The organism is Rhizobium sp. Root491 (assembly GCF_001427205.1).
GTDB classification, from domain to species: domain Bacteria; phylum Pseudomonadota; class Alphaproteobacteria; order Rhizobiales; family Rhizobiaceae; genus Agrobacterium; species Agrobacterium tumefaciens.
Window position 1 is genome coordinate 1270355 of the sequence record NZ_LMFF01000001.1, and the last position, 21439, is coordinate 1291793.

Genomic DNA, 21439 nt, shown 5'->3' on the forward strand with positions numbered 1-21439 from the left:
GCTTTGCTCTAATAAACATCGCGCAGATACCGTTTTTCGCGCTTCAGCCGGTTTACATAGTCGCTTGCCGCTTCCGCAGAGATGCCCGCCTCGTCAATAACGATCCGGTGCAGGGCATCGTCAACATCCTTCGCCATTCGGGTCGCGTCGCCGCAAACATAGAAATGGCCGCCCTCTTCGAGCCATTGATAGAGTGCCTTGCCGTTTTGGCGCATACGGGTCTGAACATAGATCTTTTCGGCCTGATCCCTCGAGAAAGCGAGATCGAGACGGGTCAGCACGCCATCGCGACTCATCTTTCCAAGTTCGTCTTCGTAGATGAAATCCGACTGCCGGTGTTGATCGCCGAAAAACAGCCAGTTCCGGCCCTTTGCGCCCCGCGCCTGCCGTTCCTGCAAAAATGCCCGGAATGGCGCAATGCCCGTGCCGGGTCCCACCATGATAACAGGTGCGTCATTGTCCTGAGGCACGCGAAACGCCTTGTTCGGAGAGACGAAAATCCCGGCACTCTGCCCCGCTTCTACCCGGTCCGCGAGATAGGTGGAGCACACGCCGCCACGCTCGCGACCTTCGGCGCGATAACGCACGCTGGCGACTGTCAGATGCACGCTGTTGTGCGCGGCCAGAGGGCTGGAAGAGATAGAATAGGCGCGATGCTGTAACGGCTTCAGGAAAGTCACGAATTCAGCAAGCTCGAATACGGGTTTTTCACCGAGACTAAGCAGGTCGAGAATATCCTTGCTCCAGAGAAAGGCGGCAAGCTGTTCCCTGTCTCCATTCGCAAGGATGTGGCTGAGTTCATCGTGCCCTGCGCGCTTGCCGATCTCCGCGACCAGTTCACGCGACGGTGTCGATATCTCGAACATATTGAGAAGCGCATCGCCGACCGGACGGTCGAGTCCGGCGACTTCGCCATCCGCGCTCACTCCGAAGCGTTCGAGCAGCGCGCCCACCAGTTTCGGGTCGTTTAGGGGAACGACGCCCAGAGCATCCCCCGCCTCATAATCGAGACCACTTTCGCCGAGATCAAATTCGTAGTGGCGAATTTCCTTGGACGAAGCAGGCCCGGAAAGAAGGCGATTGACGCTCACCTGCGCAGCATAGGGGTTCTTGCGGCTCCAGCCCTGTTTTGCCCGCGCGGGCGCCTCGGCGATCGCCGGCACAACCGCCACCTTATTGCCACCATCGATGGCGAGCGCGAGTGGCAGGGTCTCGCCGATCCAGTTGGCGGCGACATCTTCGAAATCGATATCGCAATCGATACGCGTCTTCATGCGTTTGCCGCCAAGCTGCTCGAAGCGGGTATCGATGAGCTTGCCCGCCTGGCAGAAGCCATCGTAACCGGTGTCGCCAAGCGCAAGCACGGCAAAGTTCATCTCATCCAGCCGGGGTGCGGCCTCCTTGGAAAGTGCCTCCCAGAAAAGCTGGGCATTGTCAGGCATTTCACCTTCGCCGTAGGTGGAGGTGACTACAATGACGCGCTTCATGGCGCCCAGACTATCCATGGACACATCATCCAAGGCCGTCACCACAGGCTGCATGCCCTGGGCACGGGCGGCGTCGGCTATATCCATCGCCAGCGCCTCGGCATTGCCGGTCTGGGTGCCGAAGAGAATGTTCAACACGCTGGCCGCCGCCTTGGGAGCGGCAGCGGCAACCGATGTGTCCAGACCCATTGCTGCGCGGGAATGAAGCCCGGCCAGGAAGCCGGATAGCCAGGCGCGCTGGTCGCCATTGAAAGGGGCATCTTGAGGAATGTAAGGTATCTTCATCATGCTGCCCTGTTCTGGCTGGATGCGGTGGCAAGGTCGGGAATGGCACGCGCCGCGAAAAGCTCCTCAAAGCCCGGCAAACGACCGATCTTCTCGATGTTTTTGCGGTTCTGCTGAATGATCCAGCCATAGGTGCCGGGACTATCCACCGACCAGATGTTGCGGCGCGCAAGCGCCTGCTTGTAATCGTCGAGCCGCTTGGCGGCGATCATCACCGCAAGCTGCTCGTCATCATGATCGGAAAGCGCCTCGCGCGCATATTTCAGCAGCCGCTGCATCAACGCATAGTCCTCCGTGAGGACGAGATTGCGCACGGCTTTTTCGATGGCGGGATCGGAAGGACTGGATGCCATCGGCAACCGTTGGAGAGCAATGGCCTGCGCCATACTCAAAACCGTGTAGTTGTTGATGAGCGCATACATGTCTTCCGTATCCGTCTCACCATAACCAGGGACGGTTCCGTTCAACACGGCCTTGCGGTCGCGATAGGCCAGCTTGAACTTCCGCACCTGATGGGCGGCAAGCGCGGACGCCAGTTCCTCCAGCAGCTCCTTGCGGGGCTTGGCTTTCAGAATTTCGTCGCTGTCCTGATAAAGCAGCAGGGCGCGCGGCATGCCGTAGACGAAATTGTGCTGTTCGCTTTCCCAGTTTTCCAGAATCCATGCGGCCTTGGCCGACCCTGTTTCGTCGACATGCCAGGTCAAAAGCTGGTGAACGGCCTGATTGTGGATAGATGCCTGTTCGTCCTCGCCGGTGATGGAGCCGAGCAGGATGGAATCATGGCTCACCTTCTTCGGCAGATCGCCGTAAGGGTCATATTGATAGACGAAGCCGCCGCTCATGCCGTTGCCGAAACCCTTGCCGAAACTGCCGAGGTTAAGCACAGCGCCATTGGTCATATATTCGCAGGCGAAGTCGCCCACACCTTCGACAACGGCTGTCGCACCCGAATTGCGCACCGCGAAACGGTCGCCCGCCTGCCCTTCCACGAAAGTGCGACCGCCGGTGGCGCCGAACAATGCAAAATTGCCGACCAGCACATTGCCATCAGCATCTTGCGAACCGCCACCGGGGGAGCGCACTACAATGGTGCCGCCGCAGGCGCTTTTGCCGACGCCATCATTGCAGGTACCGGTATGGACCATGACCATGCCGTCATTGCAGAAAGCGCCGAAGGACTGCCCGGCTGAACCTGATGTGTCGATGCGCACCGAACCCGCCTCCAGAAAACGGCGTCCACGGCTATCCCGCTTCACAGCCGGAAGCGCATCCGCCTCTTCGTCGGAAAGTTCGTGGTTCAGCATGCGCTCGATATCGACGGCGAGCTGGCCGCCAACACTCTTGTTGCAATTGTTGAGGAAGCGGTTGCCGCCAAGCTCGATGTTTTCCCGTCTGCTGTCGATCAGAGCCGAGCGCACCAGTTCAATGAAGGCATCGTCCAGCGCGAAGTCCTTTTCCATATAGACAGGGCTGTCGATCTTCACTTCCTCCACCACCGAAAGCATCGCCCGCAGGTCAAGCTGGCCGACGCTCGCCGGATGATCGAGGAGGTGAAGAAGATCGGAGCGGCCCCGAGCTTCGCGCAGCGAGCGCAGCCCGAGTGCGGCCAAGATCTCGCGGGTTTCATGGGCGATGTTCATTAGGTACTGCGCCAGCGCGCGTGGATCGCCGTTGAAGGCTTCCTGATTGGTGGTGAGGCCGGCGGGGCACTTGATGTTGCAGTTCTTCGCCATGACGCATTTCAGCATCATCAGCGCCGTGGTGCCGAACTCGAAGCTGTCGCCGCCGAGAAGGGCCGATTTCACCACGTCGCTCGCCGTCTGGTGCGCGCCGGAGCAGCGTAGCAGCACCTTGGCACGAAGGCCTGTGGCACAAAGCGCCTGATGCACCTCGGCGATGCCGATTTCCGCCGCGCGGCCGGTATATTTGAGGCTGGTGACAGCGGCCGCACCCGTGCCACCGGTATTGCCGGCAACATTGATGACATCCGCACCCGCTTTCGCAACACCGACTGCAATCGTGCCGATGCCTTCCGACGAAACGAGCTTGACGATGACGCGCACGCGCGCCGCCTTGGCGTCGTGGATAAGCTGGGCCAGATCCTCGATCGAATAGGTATCATGGTGCGGCGGCGGCGAAACCAGCTCGACGCCTGGGGTGCCACCACGGGCCGCGGCTATTTCCACCGTTACCTTTGGAGACGGCAATTGCCCGCCCTCGCCGGGCTTTGCACCCTGGCCGATCTTGATCTCTATTTCCTCCAGCATCGGGTCGGCAAGATAACCCGCCCAGACACCAAAACGGCCAGAGGCGAACTGCTTGATGCGCGAGGCGCGGATGGTGCCGTAACGGGAAATATGCTCGCCGCCCTCCCCCGAATTCGACATGCCGCCAACCATATTGGTGCCATGCGCCACCGCCTCATGGGCGGCTGCGACCAGCGCGCCATGGCTCATCGCACCCGAAGCGAGGGTCTTGGTGATCTCACTCGCCTTTTGCACAGCATCGAGCGCAATGCTGTCAGGTGCGGTGCGGATCAGCGACAGATAGGTGAATGCTTCACCCTTCGCCTGAACCAGAAGCGCGCCGCCCTCCAGCCAATGGCCGGCAATATCCTCACCGAAACGATCGAGCAGCGACTGTCCTAGTGCGGCAAGCCGGGCAAGCTCATGACCGTGCGGCCCGGTCAATTGCAGCCGGAACGCGCCTTCGCCCGCACTTTCGCAGAGCAATCCGCGCACCATGAAGCTGTTGTTGCCACGTCTGGAAAAGCGCCCCATCTCGCGGCGGAATTCTTCGGCCGAACCGGCAAAGGTCACATCAGCCGGCAATTCCAGAACATCACGCAGGGCTGCCGGACGGCGGGCCCTTTCTTCGGCCATCATGCGTGCGAAGGCGCGGTAACCCGGCGTTACCTCGAAAGCGTCGATTGCTTCGGGCGTCAGCCGGTCGAAGCTGTTGTGATAATAGGCCGCATCGTTGAGGCCGAAAGCATCCTCCAGCCGGTTGAGCGGCAGGAGACGCAGCGCCTCTTCGTTGTCGGTTCCCTTGTCGAAACCGATCTTTTCCTCCGTCATATCGACGAAACCGCGAACCGCCGTCGTGCCATAGGAATGGCCCGCACCTTCGGCGCGCTCCTTGAAGAGACCGAGCAGCGGAATGTCGTTTTCACCCTTTACCGACAGCGCCTTTCGATGCCAGTCCGACACCGCCTGCGCGATGACAGCGAAGGTAACGCCACCGACCGGGGTCTTAACATTGGGGAAATAACGCTTCAGCACAGGATCGTTGGTGTCGAGGAAGTTCGGTTCGAAGAACTCGCCGCCAATATAGCTTTCCGCCGTGCACAGCCCGACCTTGCCCATGGTCTTCATCAGCGACTTTTCAGCCGCCTTGGCAAAACGCTTGAAGGCCTTGTCAGCATCGGCACCAAATTTCTCCTCGGCACGGAACTGCACGCCGAGTGGGTAGACAGCCGAAGCCCCGAAACCAAGGCCCGCTGCGATGTGATGCGAGGAAGAAAATTGCCCACTTTCAACGATCAGGGACACGCGCAGCCGCAGCCCCTCCTCGATCAGCCGCTGGTTGATGGCGGAGACGACCATGATCATAGGCAACGCCGCACGACCTGCCGAAACGTGCCGGTCAGTGACGACGGCAATACCGCCCTCCCCGGCCGCGAAAGCCACAACCTCACCGCAGAGGCCATCTATCGCCTGACGCAAGGCCGCTTCGTTGGCACTCGCAGCATCAAAGATCGGCGTATAAAGCATCTCGAAACGACGAACTGGCGTCTCCGACTGCTCGCGAATGCGCAGCATGTCGAGATGGGTCAGGATCGGGGAGCGCACGACAATCTGGCGGGCCGCTTTCGCACCGCTATTCGGCTTTGCGCCAAGCGCCACGCGCAGCGTCATGCCATCGGCCTCACGAATGCTGTCGAGCGGGGGGTTGGTGACCTGCGCAAAGCGTTGCGAGAAATATTTGGCAACCCCGCCTTCCTGATCGGAGAGCGCGTTGATGGCATTGCCATAACCCATGGCCGAGATTTTTTCAGCACCCGACGCCAGCATCGGATCCATCAGGAACTTGAAGCTTTCCTGATTGTGCGAATAGGCGACATAACGCTGATGCCGTTCCAGATCGCCATTGTATCGAAGCGGCGATCCCTGCTTTTCGGCGGGCACCTCCGGCAAATCCGCAAGCATGACGCGCGCTTCAGACAATAGCGACGGGTAGTCCCGCCGCGCCGCCAGAAGCTCCAGCGCCTCGACGGTGGAAAAGGCGCGCCGTTCGGCGTGGTCGTAATAAAGCATGCCGCCGGCCTCGATGCGACCGCGACGAATGACGCTTTCGGCCGGAAAGGCGATCTGCCCCGCCTCCGACATGACGCAGAGATAATCGTCTGTCTCGACGGTCCGCAGCGGGCGCAAGCCGAGGCGATCAAGCCGTGCGCCGATGATGGTGCCGTCGCCGAAAATCAGCGCAGCCGGGCCGTCATTCTTCTCCTCGTAGAGCGAGAAATATTCCAGCATCGCCTTGACGCCAGGCGAGAGCGTGTCGTCGTTTTCCCAGGCGGGCGGCATCATCGAGACGACGGCGGTGACGAGGTCGAGACCGTCTTCCATCACCCGCGCCTGCAATGTCTGGTCCAGACGGCAGCTGTCAGACTGGCCCTTCGGCCGGATGATGCTGGCATTTTTCGCCAGCGCCACGGCCGCTTCCGACAGCCTGTTCTTCTTGTCGGTGTTGAGTTCGCCATTATGCGCCATCAACCGAAAGGGCTGCGCCATGGAGGGGTGCGGATCCGTATTGGTGGAAAACCGCGTGTGGAAATACATCGTATGCACTTCATGGCGCGGATCGGTCAGGTCGCAGAAATAGGGCATGACCTCATGCGAGTTCAAACGCCCTTTCAGAACCTGCGTGCGTGCGCTGAGCGACAGCGGATAAAAACCGGCAAGTTCCGGCGCAGTATAGGCAAGCGCCTCGATAGCGAGCAATGCCTTGTGAATACGCCAGTCGAACTCGGCAAGGGTTGCGCATTCCGCTGGCGCCGAAAAAACCCATTGCCGGATCGGCAATTGATAGGAAATGGCGGCCGCGCGGATGGCCGCGTCATTCACCGGTATATTGCGGACGAGCAGGATCGAGAAGCCCTGTTCCTCCAGAGCACTGCCGATGATGCCGATCGCCTGGTCATGAAAAGCCGGGTTCTGCGGCAGAAAAAAATTGCCGACGCCGAACCGGCCGGCTTGCAAGGAATCGTTGTCAGTCAGCTTTCGGAAAAATGAGAGTGAAAGATCGAGCGACACGCCAGCACCATCACCCACGCCCTCCGCCGACATGCCGCCGCGATGCGGCACGGCACAGAGCGCCTCGTGACCGCGCTTCAGCACATCATGCGTCTGCACACCGTCCTTGCGGGTGATGAAACCGACGCCACAGCTGCTTTTCTCAAAAGCCGCATCGTAAAGGCCGAATTTTTGCTCCGTCACGCTCAAGGTTCTCTCCTCTCGTTGCGCATTCCGCGCGGCATCGCCCTTTTCCCGAAACCCGGCGCGTCAGCCGGCACTCTGCGGGCGGAGCCGCAGGCGACCTGGCTGCTCCTCTTCTTTTCTGCTTATCGGCGTTTAATGGCGCGAACGGTCGTTTTGCGGCCGCCAAACGGCGTGGCGGCATTGGCCGCTTTCTCGCAAATAATGATCGTCATCGTTCGCATTGCGTTCCCTGATGGCCGGCATTTCCGGCAGTGAGACACATTGAATTACGTCAGTATTGCTTACATAATATTTCATGACGGACCGAGTCAAGATTAAAATCGGCCTCACGCAATAAAAAAACAAAAACGCCGCGAAATCCGACAGGATTCCGCGGCGCGATGGCTGCAGAGGTGTTTATATTGCCCTGTTCACTCCGAGGGCATGTCCAGTGTTCGGCTGAACCACAGTGCGACCAGTGTACAGACTGCACCCGACATCAGGTAAATCCCGACGGCAAACAGTCCGAATTTGGACGAAAATCCGAGCGCCACGAGCGGTGCAAAACCAGCGCCGATCAGCCAGGAAATATCCGAGGTGAGCGAAGCGCCGGTATAACGGTATTCGCGGCTGAAGCGGGAGGCGAGCGCACCGCCCGCCTGGCCGAAGGACAGGCCAAGCAATGCAAAGCCGACCAAGACGAAAAGATAGCGCCCTATATCGCCCGAACTCAGCAGGAGCGGCGCCACGAGGCTGAAAAGACCGATCAGCACTGCGGCGAAAGCCAGCAGCTTCCGCCGGCCGATTTTGTCGGCGAGAATACCAGAAACGACGATCATGCCGCCGGCGATGATCGCGCTGACGAATTGCACGAACAGAAAGTCCGAAACCCGCTGGGTGGTATTGAGGGAAACCCAGCTCAGCGGGAAGACCGTGACGAGATGGAAGAGCGCGAAGCTTGCGAGCGGCACGAAAGCGCCCGTCAGCACGACCGGGAACTGCGAGCGCAGCATCTTGAACACGGGGCGCGGCTCCAGCTCATGCTGTGCCAGCATGGACTGGAATTCCGGCGTGACAATCATGCGCAGGCGGGCAAAGAGCGCGAGAACATTGAGCGCCAGTGCAACGAAGAACGGGAAACGCCAGCCCCAGGCCAGGAATTCCGCGCTGGAGAGCTGCGTCACGAACACGATGAAGAATGCGCTGGCAAGACCAAAGCCCATCGCAGCACCAATTTGCGGCATCATGGCGTACCAGCCGCGCTGCTTCGGCGGTGCATTCATGGCGAGGAGCGAGACAAGACCATCCCAGGCGCCGCCGAGACCAAGTCCCTGACCGATACGGAATACCGCCAGAAGACAGGGGGCAAGCATGCCGGCTTCCGCATAGGACGGAAGAAAGCTGATCGCCATGGTGGAACCGCAAAGCGTGAACAGGGCCGCCATCAGCTTGACGGCACGGCCGAACTTTCGGTCGATCTGGAGGAAGATCAATGAACCGATCGGCCTTGCGATGAAGGCCAGCGAGAAGACCGCGAAGGAATAAAGCGTCGCCGTCAGCGGATCGACGAAGGAAAAGAAGACATGCGGAAAAACGAGCGCGGAGGCGATGGCGTAGATGAAAAAGTCGAAAAACTCCGTCATTCTCGCAAGAATGACAGCAATTGTAATGCGATCCGGATCGACCTTGACCGGATCGGTCCCATGTCCCTTCGCTTCCGGCGCCTGCCCAAAAGATGGAGCAGCATCAGTATAACTCATAATATCCCTCCTGCGTCATGGACGAACCATTTCCTGTAACGCGCCGGCTCCTCTTCCTTAGCGTTACGATGCGACGGATTGTCACACGCACCCTACGTAACGTCAATTGAAGTTTGATAAGAAAGGCTTGCCCCGCAAGCTCCCTATGCGATAATGCAGCTGCTCCGCCTTCAAACGCGGCTCCGCTAAGCCTATGGTGCATCGCGAAGGTTTCGCTGCACCGCGACAATATACCTCATTTCAAAAATGATGTTCGGCAATTAATCGCGGCATAATCCAAACTGTACGAGTTCAAAGAACGTGCGCATGATCAAGAAAATCACATCTGCCCTTCTGGCAATCCCCGCACTGCTGCTGCTTAGCGGCTGTAACCTCGTGGTGATGAACCCTTCGGGCGACGTCGCCATCCAGCAGCGCGACCTCATCATCACGTCCACGGTTCTGATGCTGCTCATCATCGTCCCGGTTATCGCCCTGACGCTGTTCTTCGCATGGAAGTATCGCGAATCGGCGAAGGCCGAGGATTACGATCCCGAATGGCATCACTCGACGCGCCTTGAAATGGTGATCTGGTCCGCCCCGGTCGCCATCATCCTGATGCTAGGCACGGTGACCTGGATTTCCACCCACCGTCTCGACCCCTACCGCCCGCTGGAGCGTATCGACGAAAACCGTCAGGTTACCGCCGAAACCAAGCCGCTTACGGTGGAAGTGGTGGCCATGGACTGGAAGTGGCTGTTCTTCTACCCCGAGCTCGGCATTGGCAGCGTCAATGAATTCGCAGCTCCGGTCGATGTTCCGATCAACTTCAAGATCACCGGCACGACCGCTATGAATTCGTTCTTCGTTCCGGCACTCGCCGGCCAGATCTACGCCATGGGTGGCATGCAGACCAAGCTGCACGCGGTCATCAACAAGGAAGGCGTTTATGACGGCTTCTCGGCCAACTTCTCCGGCCCTGGCTTCTCGCATATGCGCTTCAAGTTCCATGGTCTCAGCCAGCAGGGCTTCGATCAGTGGGTTGCGAAGATCAAGGATGGCGGCAAAGGCTTCGGTCGCCAGGAATATCTCGACTTTGCCAAGCCTTCGGAACGTGAGCCGGTGCAATATTTCGCCTCCGTCGATCCGCAGCTTTACGATGCCATCCTCAACCGCTGTGTCGAGCCCAACAAGCTCTGCATGCGTGACATGATGCATATCGACGCCAAGGGCGGCGGCGGCAAGGAAGGCATCGATATCGCCAAGGCGCTGAACTCCGTCGTCTGTACACCGCTTTCACCTTACGGTGTCGCCAGCGGACCCCAATCCACTCCGGCTGCGATCGAAGGACAGACTTTCGAACCCGCGGCGCTGCCGGAAACGAAACAAGTCGCTGGCTGACGGATAAGTCCCGGCATTATGCGGCGCGGCCAATGGCTGCGCCGATCTTATGTCTTAGAATCGCAAGAGGCTAAAAATGATCGTCAATTCCGATCAAACGTCATTCCTGTTCGGGAAGCTGACATGGGAGTCCATCCCGCTTCACGAGCCCATTCTCGTCGCGACCTTCGCGGCAGTGGCTCTGGGCGGCATCGCCGTCGTCGGCGCCCTCACCTATTTCCGGCTGTGGGGTTATCTCTGGAATGAATGGTTCACGAGCATCGATCACAAGAAGATCGGTATCATGTACATCATTCTGGCACTCGTCATGCTGCTGCGCGGTTTCGCAGATGCCATCATGATGCGCGTCCAGCAGGCGATCGCCTCGGGCGGATCGGAAGGCTATCTTCCGCCGCACCATTACGACCAGATTTTCACGGCCCATGGCGTCATCATGATCTTCTTCATGGCCATGCCGATGATCACCGGTCTCATGAACTTCGTCGTGCCGCTGCAAATCGGCGCCCGCGACGTTTCGTTCCCCTTCCTCAACAACTTCTCGTTCTGGATGACCACGGCCGGCGCCGTCATCACCATGATCTCGCTGTTCATCGGTGAATATGCGCAGACTGGCTGGCTTGCCTATCCGCCGCTTTCCGGCATTGATGGAAGTCCGGGCGTGGGTGTGGATTATTACATCTGGGGTCTGCAGATCGCCGGTGTGGGCACGACGCTCTCGGGTATCAACCTGATCGTCACGATCATCAAGATGCGCGCACCTGGCATGACCATGATGCGCCTGCCGATCTTCGTCTGGACGTCGCTGTGTTCGAACATCCTGATCGTGGCATCCTTCCCGATCCTCACCGGCACGCTCGCCCTTCTGACCCTTGACCGTTATGTTGGTACGAATTTCTTCACCAACGATCTCGGCGGCAACCCGATGATGTATGTCAACCTCATCTGGATCTGGGGCCATCCCGAAGTTTACATCCTGGTGCTGCCGGCCTTCGGCGTCTTCTCGGAAATCGTATCGACCTTCTCCAACAAGCGTCTTTTCGGTTATGCCTCGATGGTCTATGCGACGGGTGTCATCACCATCCTCGCCTACATCGTTTGGCTGCACCACTTCTTCACCATGGGTTCCGGCGCAAGCGTCAACGCTTTCTTCGGCATCACCACGATGATCATATCGATCCCGACCGGTGCGAAGATCTTCAACTGGCTCTTCACCATGTACAAGGGCCGCATCAAGTTCGACGTTCCGATGCTGTGGACGATCGGTTTCATGATCACCTTCGTCATCGGCGGCATGACCGGCGTTCTTCTCGCTGTTCCGCCGGCGGACTTTGTGCTCCACAACTCGCTGTTCCTCATCGCCCACTTCCACAACACCATCATCGGTGGCGTGGTGTTCGGTGTGCTTGCGGGTATCGTTTACTGGTTCCCGAAGGCCTTCGGCTACCGCCTCGATCCGTTCTGGGGCAAGCTGTCCTTCTGGTTCTGGTTCATCGGCTTCTACTTCGCCTTCATGCCGCTCTACATTCTCGGCCTGATGGGTGTGACCCGCCGTATCAGCCAGTTCGAAGACAATTCGCTCCAGATCTGGTTCCTGATCGCAGCCTTCGGCGCCTTCCTGATCGCGCTCGGCATCGCTTCCTTCGTCATCCAGCTCATCGTCAGCTTCTTGAAGCGCGATCAGCTCCGTGACGTGACCGGCGATCCCTATCATGGGCGTACGCTGGAGTGGTCGACCTCGTCGCCTCCGCCTGCCTACAACTTCGCTTTCACGCCGGTTGTGCATGACGTCGACGCCTGGGCGGATATGAAGAAGCGCGGTTACGACCGTCCCAAGGAAGGCTTCATACCGATCCATATGCCGAAGAACACCGGTGCGGGCGTAATCATCAGCGCCATCAGCGTCGTGCTTGGCTTTGCCTTGGTGTGGCACATCTGGTGGCTGGCGGCTCTGTCCATGCTCGCAATCATCGCGGTCTCGATCGCCCATACCTTCAACTACAACCGCGAATACTACATTCCTGCCTCCGATGTTTCGACAGTCGAGGCGGAACGTACGAAGCTGCTTGCGGAACAGGCGTAACGAATATGGCTCATACACCTGCACAAAGCGCCGCGGGCGCGGAAACACCGGTCTTCTACCTCAAGGAAGACCACCATCCGGAGAACGGCACCTCGCTGGGCTTCTGGCTCTATCTGATGAGCGACTGCCTCATCTTCGCAACGCTGTTTGCCACCTATGCCGTTGTCGGCCGCAACTACGCGGCCGGCCCTTCGGGCGCAGATCTGTTCGATCTGAAGCTTGTGGCGATCAACACGGCCTTCCTGCTTTTCTCTTCCATCACCTATGGCTTCGCCATGCTGGAAATGGAAAAGCAGAAGGTGAAGACGACGCTGATCTGGCTCGGCATCACCGGTCTCTTCGGTCTCGCCTTCCTCGCCGTGGAACTTTACGAGTTCCATCACCTGATCGAAGAAGGTGCAGGTCCACAGCGTTCGGCGTTCCTTTCCGCCTTCTTCGCGCTGGTTGGAACGCACGGTCTGCACGTCACCTTCGGCGTAATCTGGCTCGTCACACTGATGTTCCAGGTCGCAAAACATGGTCTGATCGCCGCAAACAAGCGTCGCCTGATGTGCCTGTCGATGTTCTGGCACTTCCTTGACGTCATCTGGATCGGCGTCTTCTCCTTCGTTTATCTCATGGGAGTTCTTTGATGAGTTCCGAAGCACACGCACACCACGACGCGCATGGCGACGACCATCATCACCATGATGGCGCCAGCCACGGCACGTTCAAAAGCTACATGATCGGCTTCGTCCTGTCGGTCATCCTGACGGCGATCCCGTTCTGGCTGGTCATGGGCGACGTTCTTGAAAACAAGACGCTGCTGGTCATCGCGATCATGGGTCTCGGCGTCATCCAGATCTTCGTGCACATGATCTACTTCCTGCACATGGACACCAAGTCCGAAGGCGGCTGGACCTTCATGGCGCTGATCTTCACCGTCGTGGTGCTGCTGATCACGCTCTCCGGCTCACTCTGGGTCATGTACAACATGAACAAGAACATGATGCCGCTGCACATCGAGGATGTGAAAAACCTGCCCTGAGCAGCCATAGATCAACGGCCTGCCGGATTTCCGGCGGGCCGCTTTCTGCGCCAGCACACGACCCCCGCAGCGCATAACCCCATGAATCGTCGGCGCGATTTATGGGGTTATTTGCTGGAAGACCCGGATGCCGACAGCCGACAGCCGACAGCCGACAGTGTTGCCGCAGCAAACCGCATGGCCTTGCAAGGACTGTGAAACCATGACCGATCCGTCGACAACCGCCCCGCACACGCGACGCATCCGCCCCGCAGCAATCGTCGTCCTGCTTCTGACTATTGTACTGACAGGCTTCCTGCTGGCGCTTGGAACATGGCAGGTTCAACGCCTCTTCTGGAAGCTCGATCTCATCGAACGCGTCGAAGCTCGCGCCCATGCCGCACCTGTGGATGCACCGGCAGCCAGCGAATGGCCGGCCCTTGCCGATCCCGCAGAGTATGAATATCGCCGCGTGAAACTGTCCGGCACCTTCCTCAACGACAAGGAGGTCCAGGTCTATACGGTCAGTGATCTCGGGCCCGGCTACTGGGTGATGACGCCGCTGAGACGCGATGACGGATCGAATATCATCGTCAATCGCGGCTTCGTGCCTTCCGACAAACGCGATCCATCCTCGCGCCGGGAAGGCGAGCCAACCGGGCAGGTCGAGATCGTCGGGCTGATGCGCGCGTCAGAAACCGGCGGGCTTTTCCTTCGAACCAACGATCCGGCAAATCGGCGCTGGTACTCCCGCAATATCCCGCAGATATCGCAGGCATCCGGCCTTTCCGGCGTGGCGCCCTTTTATGTCGATGCCGATGCGACGCCCAATCCGGGTGGCCTACCGGTCGGCGGCAAGACCATGCTCACCTTCCCCAACAACCACCTGTCCTACGCCATCACATGGTACATTCTGGCGGCCATGGTAATTGCCGCTGGATGGTACGTGCTGCGCAATCTCAACGCGCCGAAATCGAAACGGGAAGAGGATTGAACAGCCGGTTTTACCGGATGGTTCATAAAATCACTTCCTTCTTCACGTTTTGCTGATCTATAACGACAGTTCGGCCTGACATTGCCCGTCGGCGCATTTTCGTTTCGGTGAGTTATGGCAAGAGCATTTCTTCTCGTTCTGGATTCCTTCGGTGTCGGCGGTGCGCCTGACGCGGAGCATTATGGCGACCTCGGCGCCAATACGCTCGGTCATATCGCCGAATTCTGCGCGGCAGGTGCTGCCGACAGGCCGGGCCTTCGGGCGGGTCCGCTGAAGCTGCCCAACATGTCTTCGCTTGGTCTTCTGGAGATTGCACGACAATCAAGCGGCGACATTCCCGCCGGCATGGAGCCGCCGGAGCGTATTTTCGGCCTGCATGGCTCTGCCAGCGAAATATCGAAGGGCAAGGATACGCCCTCAGGCCATTGGGAGATCGCGGGCACGCCCGTCACCTTCGACTGGGGCTACTTCCCGACAGAGGGCGACGCCTTTTCTCCCGAACTGGTGGAAGCCATCTGCACGCAAGCGGATATTCCAGGCATTCTCGGCAATTGCCACGCTTCCGGCACCGAGATCATCGCGACGTTTGGCGAAGAGCATATCAGGAGCGGCAAGCCGATCTGCTACACCTCATCCGATTCCGTGTTCCAGATCGCCGCGCACGAGACCCATTTCGGATTGCAGCGGCTCGTCACGCTCTGCGAGACGGTGCGCAAGCTGCTCGATCCGCTGAATATCGGCCGTGTCATTGCCCGTCCCTTCATCGGCGAGACGGTCGCAACCTTCGAACGCACCGGCAACCGCCGCGATTTCTCCGTTCCGCCGCCCGAACCGACGTTGCTCGACCGCCTTGTGGAGGCTGGCAGGAAAGTGCACGCGATCGGCAAGATCGGCGATATCTATGCCCACAAGGGTGTCTCGCGCGTCATCAAGGCAAATGGCAACAGCGCCCTGATGGATGCAACGCTGCACGCTATTGACGAAGCCGAAAACGGCGATCTTGTCTTCACCAATTTCGTCGATTTCGACATGCTCTACGGCCATCGACGCGATGTTGCCGGTTATGCGGCGGCGCTTGAAGCCTTCGATGCGCGCATTCCGGAAATCCATCGCAAAATGGCGCCCGGCGACATCGCCATTCTTACCGCCGACCATGGTTGCGATCCCACATGGCGGGGCACGGACCATACACGGGAAAGAGTGCCGATCATGGCATTCGGGCCGGGCATCCGCTCCCGCGATGTCGGCATTCGTTCAAGCTACGCCGACATCGGCGAGAGCATCGCCCACCATCTAGGTATCGAGGCCGGTTCGCACGGCAGGAGCTTCATTTGACATCGCATTTGCTGAAAGCGGAAATTCACTGCCACCTGGAAGGTGCGGCACCCCCTGCCCTCGTCGCAAAACAGGCTGAGAAATACGGCATAGACACCAGTAGCTTTCTGCGCGACGGCCAGTACGTCTGGTCGGATTTTGCGCAATTCATCCAGTGCTACGATGCGGTGGCGCAGGTGTTCAAGACCGATGAGGACTATGCGGTTCTGACGCAAACCTATCTGACCGAACTTGCCGAGGCCAATACGATCTATAGCGAGCTCATCATCTCGCCCGATCATGGCGACCGCATCGGGCTCGGCGCTGACGCCTATCTCTCCGGTATCGCCGAGGGCATCCGGATCGCGAAAGAAAAGACCGGTATCGAAACCCGCATCATCGTGACCGGCGAGCGGCATTTCGGTCCTGAACGGGTCATCGCGGCGGCTGAATATGCAGCACGGACGAAACACCCGCTGGTGACCGGTTTCAACATGGCTGGCGAGGAGCGCATGGGCCGCGTCGCCGATTATGCACGCGCCTTCGACATTGCCCGCGATGCCGGCCTTGGGCTGACCATCCACGCGGGTGAGGTCTGCGGACCGGAAAGCGTCGTCGATGCGCTCGACCTCGTAAAGCCGTCGCGCATCGGTCATGGCGTGCGCGCCATCGAAGACGCCGCTCTCGTCGATCGGCTGGTTGAGGCGGGAACAGTGCTTGAGGTCTGCCCCGGATCAAATATCGCGCTCAACGTTTATCCCGATTTCGGCAGCCATCCGCTGAGGGCGTTGCGCGATGCCGGGGTGCGCGTCTGCATCAATTCCGACGATCCGCCATTCTTCTTTACCTCGCTTGCCCGGGAATATGCGCTGGCTGCGGATGCTTTCAGTTTCAGCGATGCCGAGATCAACCGTATGACCCGAACCGCACTGGAAAGCGCCTTTATGGATGAAGTCACACGCGCCCGGCTGCTTGCGAAACTCGATAGCCACTAGGCATCGGTTGGCGGGGTAAAACCGCGAAGAAGGCTTGCGAAAAGCCTGCTTTCGGTGAATTACAGGGGCACAGGATAAAAAAGGAAGGCCAGTTTCATGGACGGCGTCACAGTCATCGAACATCCGCTGGTGCGGCACAAACTTACCATCATGCGCAAGAAGGAAACCTCGACAGCCGGCTTCCGCCGCCTGCTCAGGGAAATCTCGACGCTGCTCTGCTATGAAGTGACGCGCGACCTTGAAATGACGATGGAAACCATCGATACGCCGCTCGAAACCATCGAGGCTCCGGTGCTGGAGGGCAAGAAGCTGGTTTTCGCCTCCATCCTGCGTGCCGGCAACGGCCTTCTGGAAGGCATGCTCGAGCTCGTGCCTTCGGCGCGTGTTGCGCATATCGGCGTGTATCGCGATCACGATACGCTGGAGGCGGTCGAATATTACTTCAAGGCTCCTGAAAGCCTCGATGCCCGCCTTATCATCGTCGTCGATCCAATGCTGGCGACCGGCAACTCCTCCATCGCTGCGGTTGAAAAGCTGAAAGAGCGGGGCGCGAAGAACATCCGCTTCCTGTGTCTGCTGGCTGCACCCGAAGGCATCAAGAATTTCCGTGAAGCGCATCCCGATGTGCCGATCTATACTGCCGCAATCGACAAGCAGCTGAATGAAAAGGGTTATATCGTTCCCGGCCTCGGCGATGCGGGCGACCGCATGTACGGCACGAAATAACACCGTTCATCATCGCTTAACCGTTTGAGCCATTCGCCGACCAACAAGCGGCGAATGGCTTTTTTCTTTTAAGATTTCAGCATGTTTTGCGTCTATTCTGCATAGGGATAACCCTGCCTTCTCAGGAGCGACGACTTGCTGGCGCGTACGATTTTTCTGCTTATCGGTCTTTCGGTCAGCGCCACGCAGATTCCGGCGCTGGTGGAAAAATTTCAGCCGCGCCCGGAAGCCAAGGTAAAAAAAGCCGAAGTCAAATCGGAAGCCGTCAAACCGGAACCCGTTTCGCTTGGTGGCGTCAATCTGAAAGCGGACGCACGCGGCCACTTCAACGCCGCCTTCCGTATCAACGGTAAATCTTTCGACGGGCTTGTCGATACCGGCGCCTCCATGGTTGCCATCAATGAGACGATCGCCCGGCGGCTCGGTTTCGGCGTCAACAGCCTCGATTTCAAATATCCGATATCAACCGCCAACGGCCAGACCATGGCGGCCTATCTGAAGCTCGACCGGGTGGAAATCGGCACGATCCGGGTCCAGAATGTCGACGCCATGGTGCTGAAAGATAATGCGTTGAGCAACATGCTTGTTGGCATGAGCTTCCTGAAACAACTATCGTCATTCAAGGTATCGGGTGGCGAAATGAGGCTGGTCAGGTAATTCGCTCGAGGACCACAGTGCTGGTTTCCATCGCAGTGTCAGCAACCCCATAGCAGGCCGTAATCCTTTTGACGGCAAGTTCCGCTTCTTGCTTAGAGGCCGCATGGACGCAGGCGATTGGTTCGCCTTTTTCCACTTTTGTGCCGAGCGGCAGGATATCGGAAATCCCGACCGAAGGGTCGATCTTGTCTGACGGCATTCTTCTGCCGCCGCCAAGCTCGACAACGACCATGCCGAGATCGCGCGTCGCACAGGATGCCAGCCAGCCGCTGCGCTCAGCCGAAACCGGGAGAATGACCGGCGCCGATGGCAGGTAACGCGATGGATGATCGACAAAGTCCGCAGGCCCGCCAAGTGCTGCGACCATTTTCGCAAAGACTTCCATGGCACGCCCGGAGGAAAGGGCGGCCTCAGCCAGCGCCTCGCCTTCATCCAGAGTGGCCGCGCTGCCCGCTTGCACCAGCATTTCCGCAGCAAAGGCAAGAACCACCTTTTCGAGACGTTTTCCCGCCTTGCGGCCAGCCAGAAAGTCCAGGCAATTGACGATTTCGACCGCATTGCCTGCGGCATCGCCAAGCGGCTGGTTCATGTCGGTTATAAGAGCCGTCGTCGGCAGGCCTGCGCCATTTGCCACATCGACCAGCGCGACGGCGAGATTACGGGCATCCTCCACACTCTGCATGAAAGCGCCGTTGCCGACCTTCACATCCAGAACCAGCGTCTGAAGTCCGGCCGCAAGCTTCTTAGACAGAATGGAGGCGGTGATCAACGGGATGGAATCCACCGTCGCAGTCACGTCCCTGATAGCATAGAGGCGCTTGTCTGCGGGGGCGAGATCGCCCGTCTGGCCGATGATGGCACAGCCGACCGTCTTGACCGTCCGGCGGAACAGGGCTTCGTCCGGCATCACATCGTAACCGGGGATCGCTTCCAGCTTGTCGAGCGTGCCGCCGGTATGGCCAAGACCCCTGCCGGAAATCATCGGCACCGCAAGACCGCAGGCGGCAACGATCGGGGCGAGCATCAGGGAGACATTGTCGCCGACGCCGCCGGTCGAGTGCTTGTCCGCCACCGGCCTGCCAATATCGTTCCAGGACAGGACATCACCGCTGTCGCGCATGGCGAGTGTCAGCGCCACCATCTCGTCGCGGTTCATACCCCGGAAAAACACCGCCATGGCAAAAGCAGCGGCCTGGCCTTCCGATATGCCGTCCTTGGACAGCGCCTCGATAAAAGCGGCAATCTCCTGCGGCGCAAGCGGCAGGCCATCACGTTTGCGGCGGATGATTTCCTGCGGGATCAAGCTCAATACCCGCTGGCGGCCTTGGCCGGTTCGCCACCGGCCAGCACGTTCAGGACATCATCGAGAACGCCGGAAGCGCCGAAGCGGAACGTGGACGGCATGGCCCAGTCGGGCGCCATGATTGTTTCCGCCAGCCGCAGATAAAGCGTGGCGTCTTCCACCGTGCCGACACCGCCGGCAGGCTTGAAGCCCACCTTCTGCCTGCTGTCGCGGATCGCCTGCAACATGATATCGGCGGCTTCCAGCGTGGCGTTGATGGCGACCTTACCTGTTGAGGTCTTGATGAAATCGGCCCCTTCGGCAATGGCGAGTTCGGAAGCACGACGAATGAGAGCCTTGTCCTTCAGCTCGCCGGTTTCGAGAATGACCTTGAGAAGAACGGGTGGGACGCAGACCTTGCGTACGGCAGCCACCATCTCGGAAACGGCCGTTTCATCGCCTGCTATGAACTTACGATAGGGGATGACCAGATCGATTTCGTCGGCACCGTCGCGGATAGCTGCCTCGGTCTCCGCCACCACGGTCGCAACATCCAGATCGCCCGAAGGAAAATTGACGACCGTGGCGATACGGATCGCATGGTCTTTTCCGAAAGCGGCACGCGCCTGGGCGACGAAACGCGGCCAGATGCAGATCGCGGCGGTATTGCCGTATTCGGTATGAGCCCTCTGGCACAAAGCAGCAATCTGCTCGGGCGTGCAGTCTTCCTTGAGGTTGGTCAGGTCCAGCAAGGATAGTGTCAGGGCAGCCGCTTCGCGCGGACGCTGGAGTTCCATGGTCACGCTCCTCCTGCGATCATTTCTTTCAAGATGGCGGCAAGCCTCTTGCCGCCTACCGGAGCCATGTCCTTGGTTTCCTCATGGCTCAGTTCAGCGCCAGTCATGCCGGCACCGTAATTGGTAATAACCGATGCGGCGGCAACGCGCATCCCGAAAAAGCGGGCGAGGATGACTTCCGGCACGGTGGACATGCCGACGGCATCCGCACCCAGCAGCCGCGCCATGCGGATTTCCGCCGGCGTTTCGAAGCTCGGGCCGGAAAACCACATGTAGACGCCGCCGAACAAGGGCACCGTCGCGCGGATCGCGGCATTACGCATGGCGAGCATCAGGTCCGGATCATAAGCCGTTGTCATGCCGACGAAGCGGTTGTCGCTCTCTTCGCCAATCAGCGGGTTCATGCCGGAATAATTAATATGATCGGTGATCTGCATGACCGAGCCGGGCGGTATGTCCTGCCTGACCGAGCCTGCGGAATTGGTGAGGATGAGCGACTGCACGCCAAGACCGGCGAGCGCCTCAATGACCGCGCGCATGGCGGCCGGATCGCCTTTTTCGTAATAGTGCACCCGGCCGGACAGCATCATTACCGGCTCGCCACCGAGATATCCGGCCACCAACTCGCCCGCATGGCCAGAAACGCCGCTTGCAGGGAAACCGGGAAGTTCGGCATAAGGCACGCGGATCGCATCGCTGACCTCGTCCACCAGCGACCCCAGGCCTGAGCCCAGCACGATGGCGATGCGCGGCATCAGGCCATTCAGACGCTCCACCAGAATATCGATCAGCGTATCCGGCATCAGGGCAGCTCGGTCTTGAAGCTGAAGGGCAAAAGTTCATCCATGGTCATGACCTTCTGAACACCGGTTTCGTCACAGAGATAGACCTTGGTGTCTGGCGAGGCGAATTCGGCGATCTTCTGCCGGCAGCCGCCGCAGGGCGGGCAAAGAGCAAGCTTTTCCGCGACGACGGCGATCTCGCTTATCTTCTTTGCTCCACCCATGATCATGGCGCTGATGGCCGAAGGCTCGGCGCACCAGCCTTGAGGGAAGGAGAGGTTCTCGATATTGGCGCCCTTGTAGATTTTGCCGTCTTCAGCGCGGATTGCCGCACCGACAGGGAATTTCGAATAGGGCGCATGGGCAAAGGCCATGGCCTCCACCGCTGCCTCGAACAACTGATGGGACATTGGT

At 59.2% G+C, this 21439-nt stretch carries 16 protein-coding genes; 9 read left to right on the forward strand and 7 right to left on the reverse strand.

Going from position 1 to position 21439, the window contains the following annotated elements:
* Positions 1-8: 8 nt before the first annotated feature.
* From ASD46_RS06350 to ASD46_RS06365, 3 genes are all read right to left on the reverse strand, one after another.
* The gene (locus ASD46_RS06350; protein ID WP_025592077.1) at positions 9-1775 is read right to left on the reverse strand and encodes a sulfite reductase subunit alpha; all 1767 of its coding nucleotides are present in this window, start codon (positions 1773-1775) and stop codon (positions 9-11) included.
* Positions 1772-7276 (reverse strand): glutamate synthase-related protein, encoded by a 5505-nt coding sequence (locus tag ASD46_RS06355; RefSeq protein WP_060641875.1) that lies wholly within the window; start codon positions 7274-7276, stop codon positions 1772-1774. The genes ASD46_RS06350 and ASD46_RS06355 overlap by 4 nt, the downstream gene beginning before the upstream one ends.
* A 407-nt stretch (positions 7277-7683) precedes the next feature.
* Entirely contained in the window at positions 7684-9012 is a 1329-nt protein-coding gene (locus tag ASD46_RS06365; RefSeq protein ID WP_003514422.1) for an MFS transporter, read from the reverse strand.
* Between the two features lie 306 nt (positions 9013-9318).
* Between ASD46_RS06365 and cyoA the strand changes: the two genes are divergently transcribed.
* The 9 genes from cyoA to ASD46_RS06410 all read left to right on the forward strand — a co-directional run bounded on the left by cyoA (position 9319) and on the right by ASD46_RS06410 (position 18164).
* A complete protein-coding gene (cyoA, locus tag ASD46_RS06370) occupies positions 9319-10392 on the forward strand; it encodes a ubiquinol oxidase subunit II (RefSeq protein WP_003514421.1) in 1074 nt (357 codons plus the stop codon).
* 76 nt (positions 10393-10468) lie between these two features.
* Positions 10469-12472, forward strand: a complete 2004-nt coding sequence (cyoB, locus tag ASD46_RS06375; protein ID WP_003514419.1) for a cytochrome o ubiquinol oxidase subunit I — start codon at positions 10469-10471, stop codon at positions 12470-12472.
* Between the two features lie 5 nt (positions 12473-12477).
* Positions 12478-13104: a cytochrome o ubiquinol oxidase subunit III gene (gene cyoC / locus ASD46_RS06380; protein ID WP_003514417.1), complete on the forward strand. Its 627-nt coding sequence runs from the start codon at positions 12478-12480 to the stop codon at positions 13102-13104.
* Positions 13104-13499 carry a cytochrome o ubiquinol oxidase subunit IV gene (gene cyoD, locus ASD46_RS06385; RefSeq protein WP_003514416.1) on the forward strand — a complete coding sequence of 132 codons (396 nt, stop codon included), beginning with the start codon at positions 13104-13106 and terminating at the stop codon, positions 13497-13499. The genes cyoC and cyoD overlap by 1 nt, the downstream gene beginning before the upstream one ends.
* 202 nt (positions 13500-13701) lie before the next feature.
* Entirely contained in the window at positions 13702-14472 is a 771-nt protein-coding gene (locus tag ASD46_RS06390) for an SURF1 family protein (RefSeq protein ID WP_025592072.1), read from the forward strand.
* A gap of 114 nt (positions 14473-14586) precedes the next feature.
* Complete coding sequence (locus ASD46_RS06395; protein WP_025592070.1) at positions 14587-15807, forward strand: phosphopentomutase; 1221 nt, start codon at positions 14587-14589, stop codon at positions 15805-15807.
* Positions 15804-16781 carry an adenosine deaminase gene (locus ASD46_RS06400; RefSeq protein WP_025592068.1) on the forward strand — a complete coding sequence of 326 codons (978 nt, stop codon included), beginning with the start codon at positions 15804-15806 and terminating at the stop codon, positions 16779-16781. The genes ASD46_RS06395 and ASD46_RS06400 overlap by 4 nt, the downstream gene beginning before the upstream one ends.
* Before the next feature lie 96 nt (positions 16782-16877).
* Entirely contained in the window at positions 16878-17507 is a 630-nt protein-coding gene (upp, locus tag ASD46_RS06405) for a uracil phosphoribosyltransferase (RefSeq protein WP_003493096.1), read from the forward strand.
* A gap of 135 nt (positions 17508-17642) precedes the next feature.
* Positions 17643-18164, forward strand: a complete 522-nt coding sequence (locus ASD46_RS06410; protein WP_025592066.1) for a TIGR02281 family clan AA aspartic protease — start codon at positions 17643-17645, stop codon at positions 18162-18164.
* Here ASD46_RS06410 and deoA read toward each other — a convergent pair.
* Genes deoA through ASD46_RS06430 form a run of 4 tightly spaced genes read right to left on the reverse strand, consistent with a single transcriptional unit; the run spans position 18157 to position 21435 of the window.
* The gene (gene deoA, locus ASD46_RS06415; protein WP_076843886.1) at positions 18157-19473 is read right to left on the reverse strand and encodes a thymidine phosphorylase; all 1317 of its coding nucleotides are present in this window, start codon (positions 19471-19473) and stop codon (positions 18157-18159) included. The two genes, ASD46_RS06410 and deoA, sit on opposite strands and share 8 nt — an antisense overlap.
* Complete coding sequence (deoC, locus tag ASD46_RS06420) at positions 19470-20243, reverse strand: deoxyribose-phosphate aldolase (protein ID WP_025592063.1); 774 nt, start codon at positions 20241-20243, stop codon at positions 19470-19472. The genes deoA and deoC overlap by 4 nt, the downstream gene beginning before the upstream one ends.
* 2 nt (positions 20244-20245) lie before the next feature.
* On the reverse strand, positions 20246-21046 hold the full coding sequence (locus ASD46_RS06425; protein WP_003514406.1) for a purine-nucleoside phosphorylase: 801 nt from the start codon (positions 21044-21046) through the stop codon (positions 20246-20248).
* Positions 21046-21435 (reverse strand): cytidine deaminase, encoded by a 390-nt coding sequence (locus tag ASD46_RS06430; RefSeq protein ID WP_060641876.1) that lies wholly within the window; start codon positions 21433-21435, stop codon positions 21046-21048. Before ASD46_RS06430 ends, ASD46_RS06425 begins: the two co-directional genes overlap by 1 nt.
* Positions 21436-21439 lie beyond the last annotated feature (4 nt).

Excerpts from the sequence above, each read along its gene's own strand:
- ASD46_RS06350 (WP_025592077.1), bottom strand. The coding sequence starts at position 1,775 with ATGATGAAGATACCTTACATTCCTCAAGATGCCCCTTTCAATGGCGAC.
- ASD46_RS06365 (WP_003514422.1), bottom strand. The coding sequence starts at position 9,012 with ATGAGTTATACTGATGCTGCTCCATCTTTTGGGCAGGCGCCGGAAGCG.
- cyoA (WP_003514421.1), top strand. The coding sequence starts at position 9,319 with ATGATCAAGAAAATCACATCTGCCCTTCTGGCAATCCCCGCACTGCTG.
- cyoB (WP_003514419.1), top strand. The coding sequence starts at position 10,469 with ATGATCGTCAATTCCGATCAAACGTCATTCCTGTTCGGGAAGCTGACA.
- cyoC (WP_003514417.1), top strand. The coding sequence starts at position 12,478 with ATGGCTCATACACCTGCACAAAGCGCCGCGGGCGCGGAAACACCGGTC.
- cyoD (WP_003514416.1), top strand. The coding sequence starts at position 13,104 with ATGAGTTCCGAAGCACACGCACACCACGACGCGCATGGCGACGACCAT.
- ASD46_RS06390 (WP_025592072.1), top strand. The coding sequence starts at position 13,702 with ATGACCGATCCGTCGACAACCGCCCCGCACACGCGACGCATCCGCCCC.
- ASD46_RS06395 (WP_025592070.1), top strand. The coding sequence starts at position 14,587 with ATGGCAAGAGCATTTCTTCTCGTTCTGGATTCCTTCGGTGTCGGCGGT.
- upp (WP_003493096.1), top strand. The coding sequence starts at position 16,878 with ATGGACGGCGTCACAGTCATCGAACATCCGCTGGTGCGGCACAAACTT.
- deoC (WP_025592063.1), bottom strand. The coding sequence starts at position 20,243 with ATGGAACTCCAGCGTCCGCGCGAAGCGGCTGCCCTGACACTATCCTTG.
- ASD46_RS06425 (WP_003514406.1), bottom strand. The coding sequence starts at position 21,046 with ATGCCGGATACGCTGATCGATATTCTGGTGGAGCGTCTGAATGGCCTG.
- ASD46_RS06430 (WP_060641876.1), bottom strand. The coding sequence starts at position 21,435 with ATGTCCCATCAGTTGTTCGAGGCAGCGGTGGAGGCCATGGCCTTTGCC.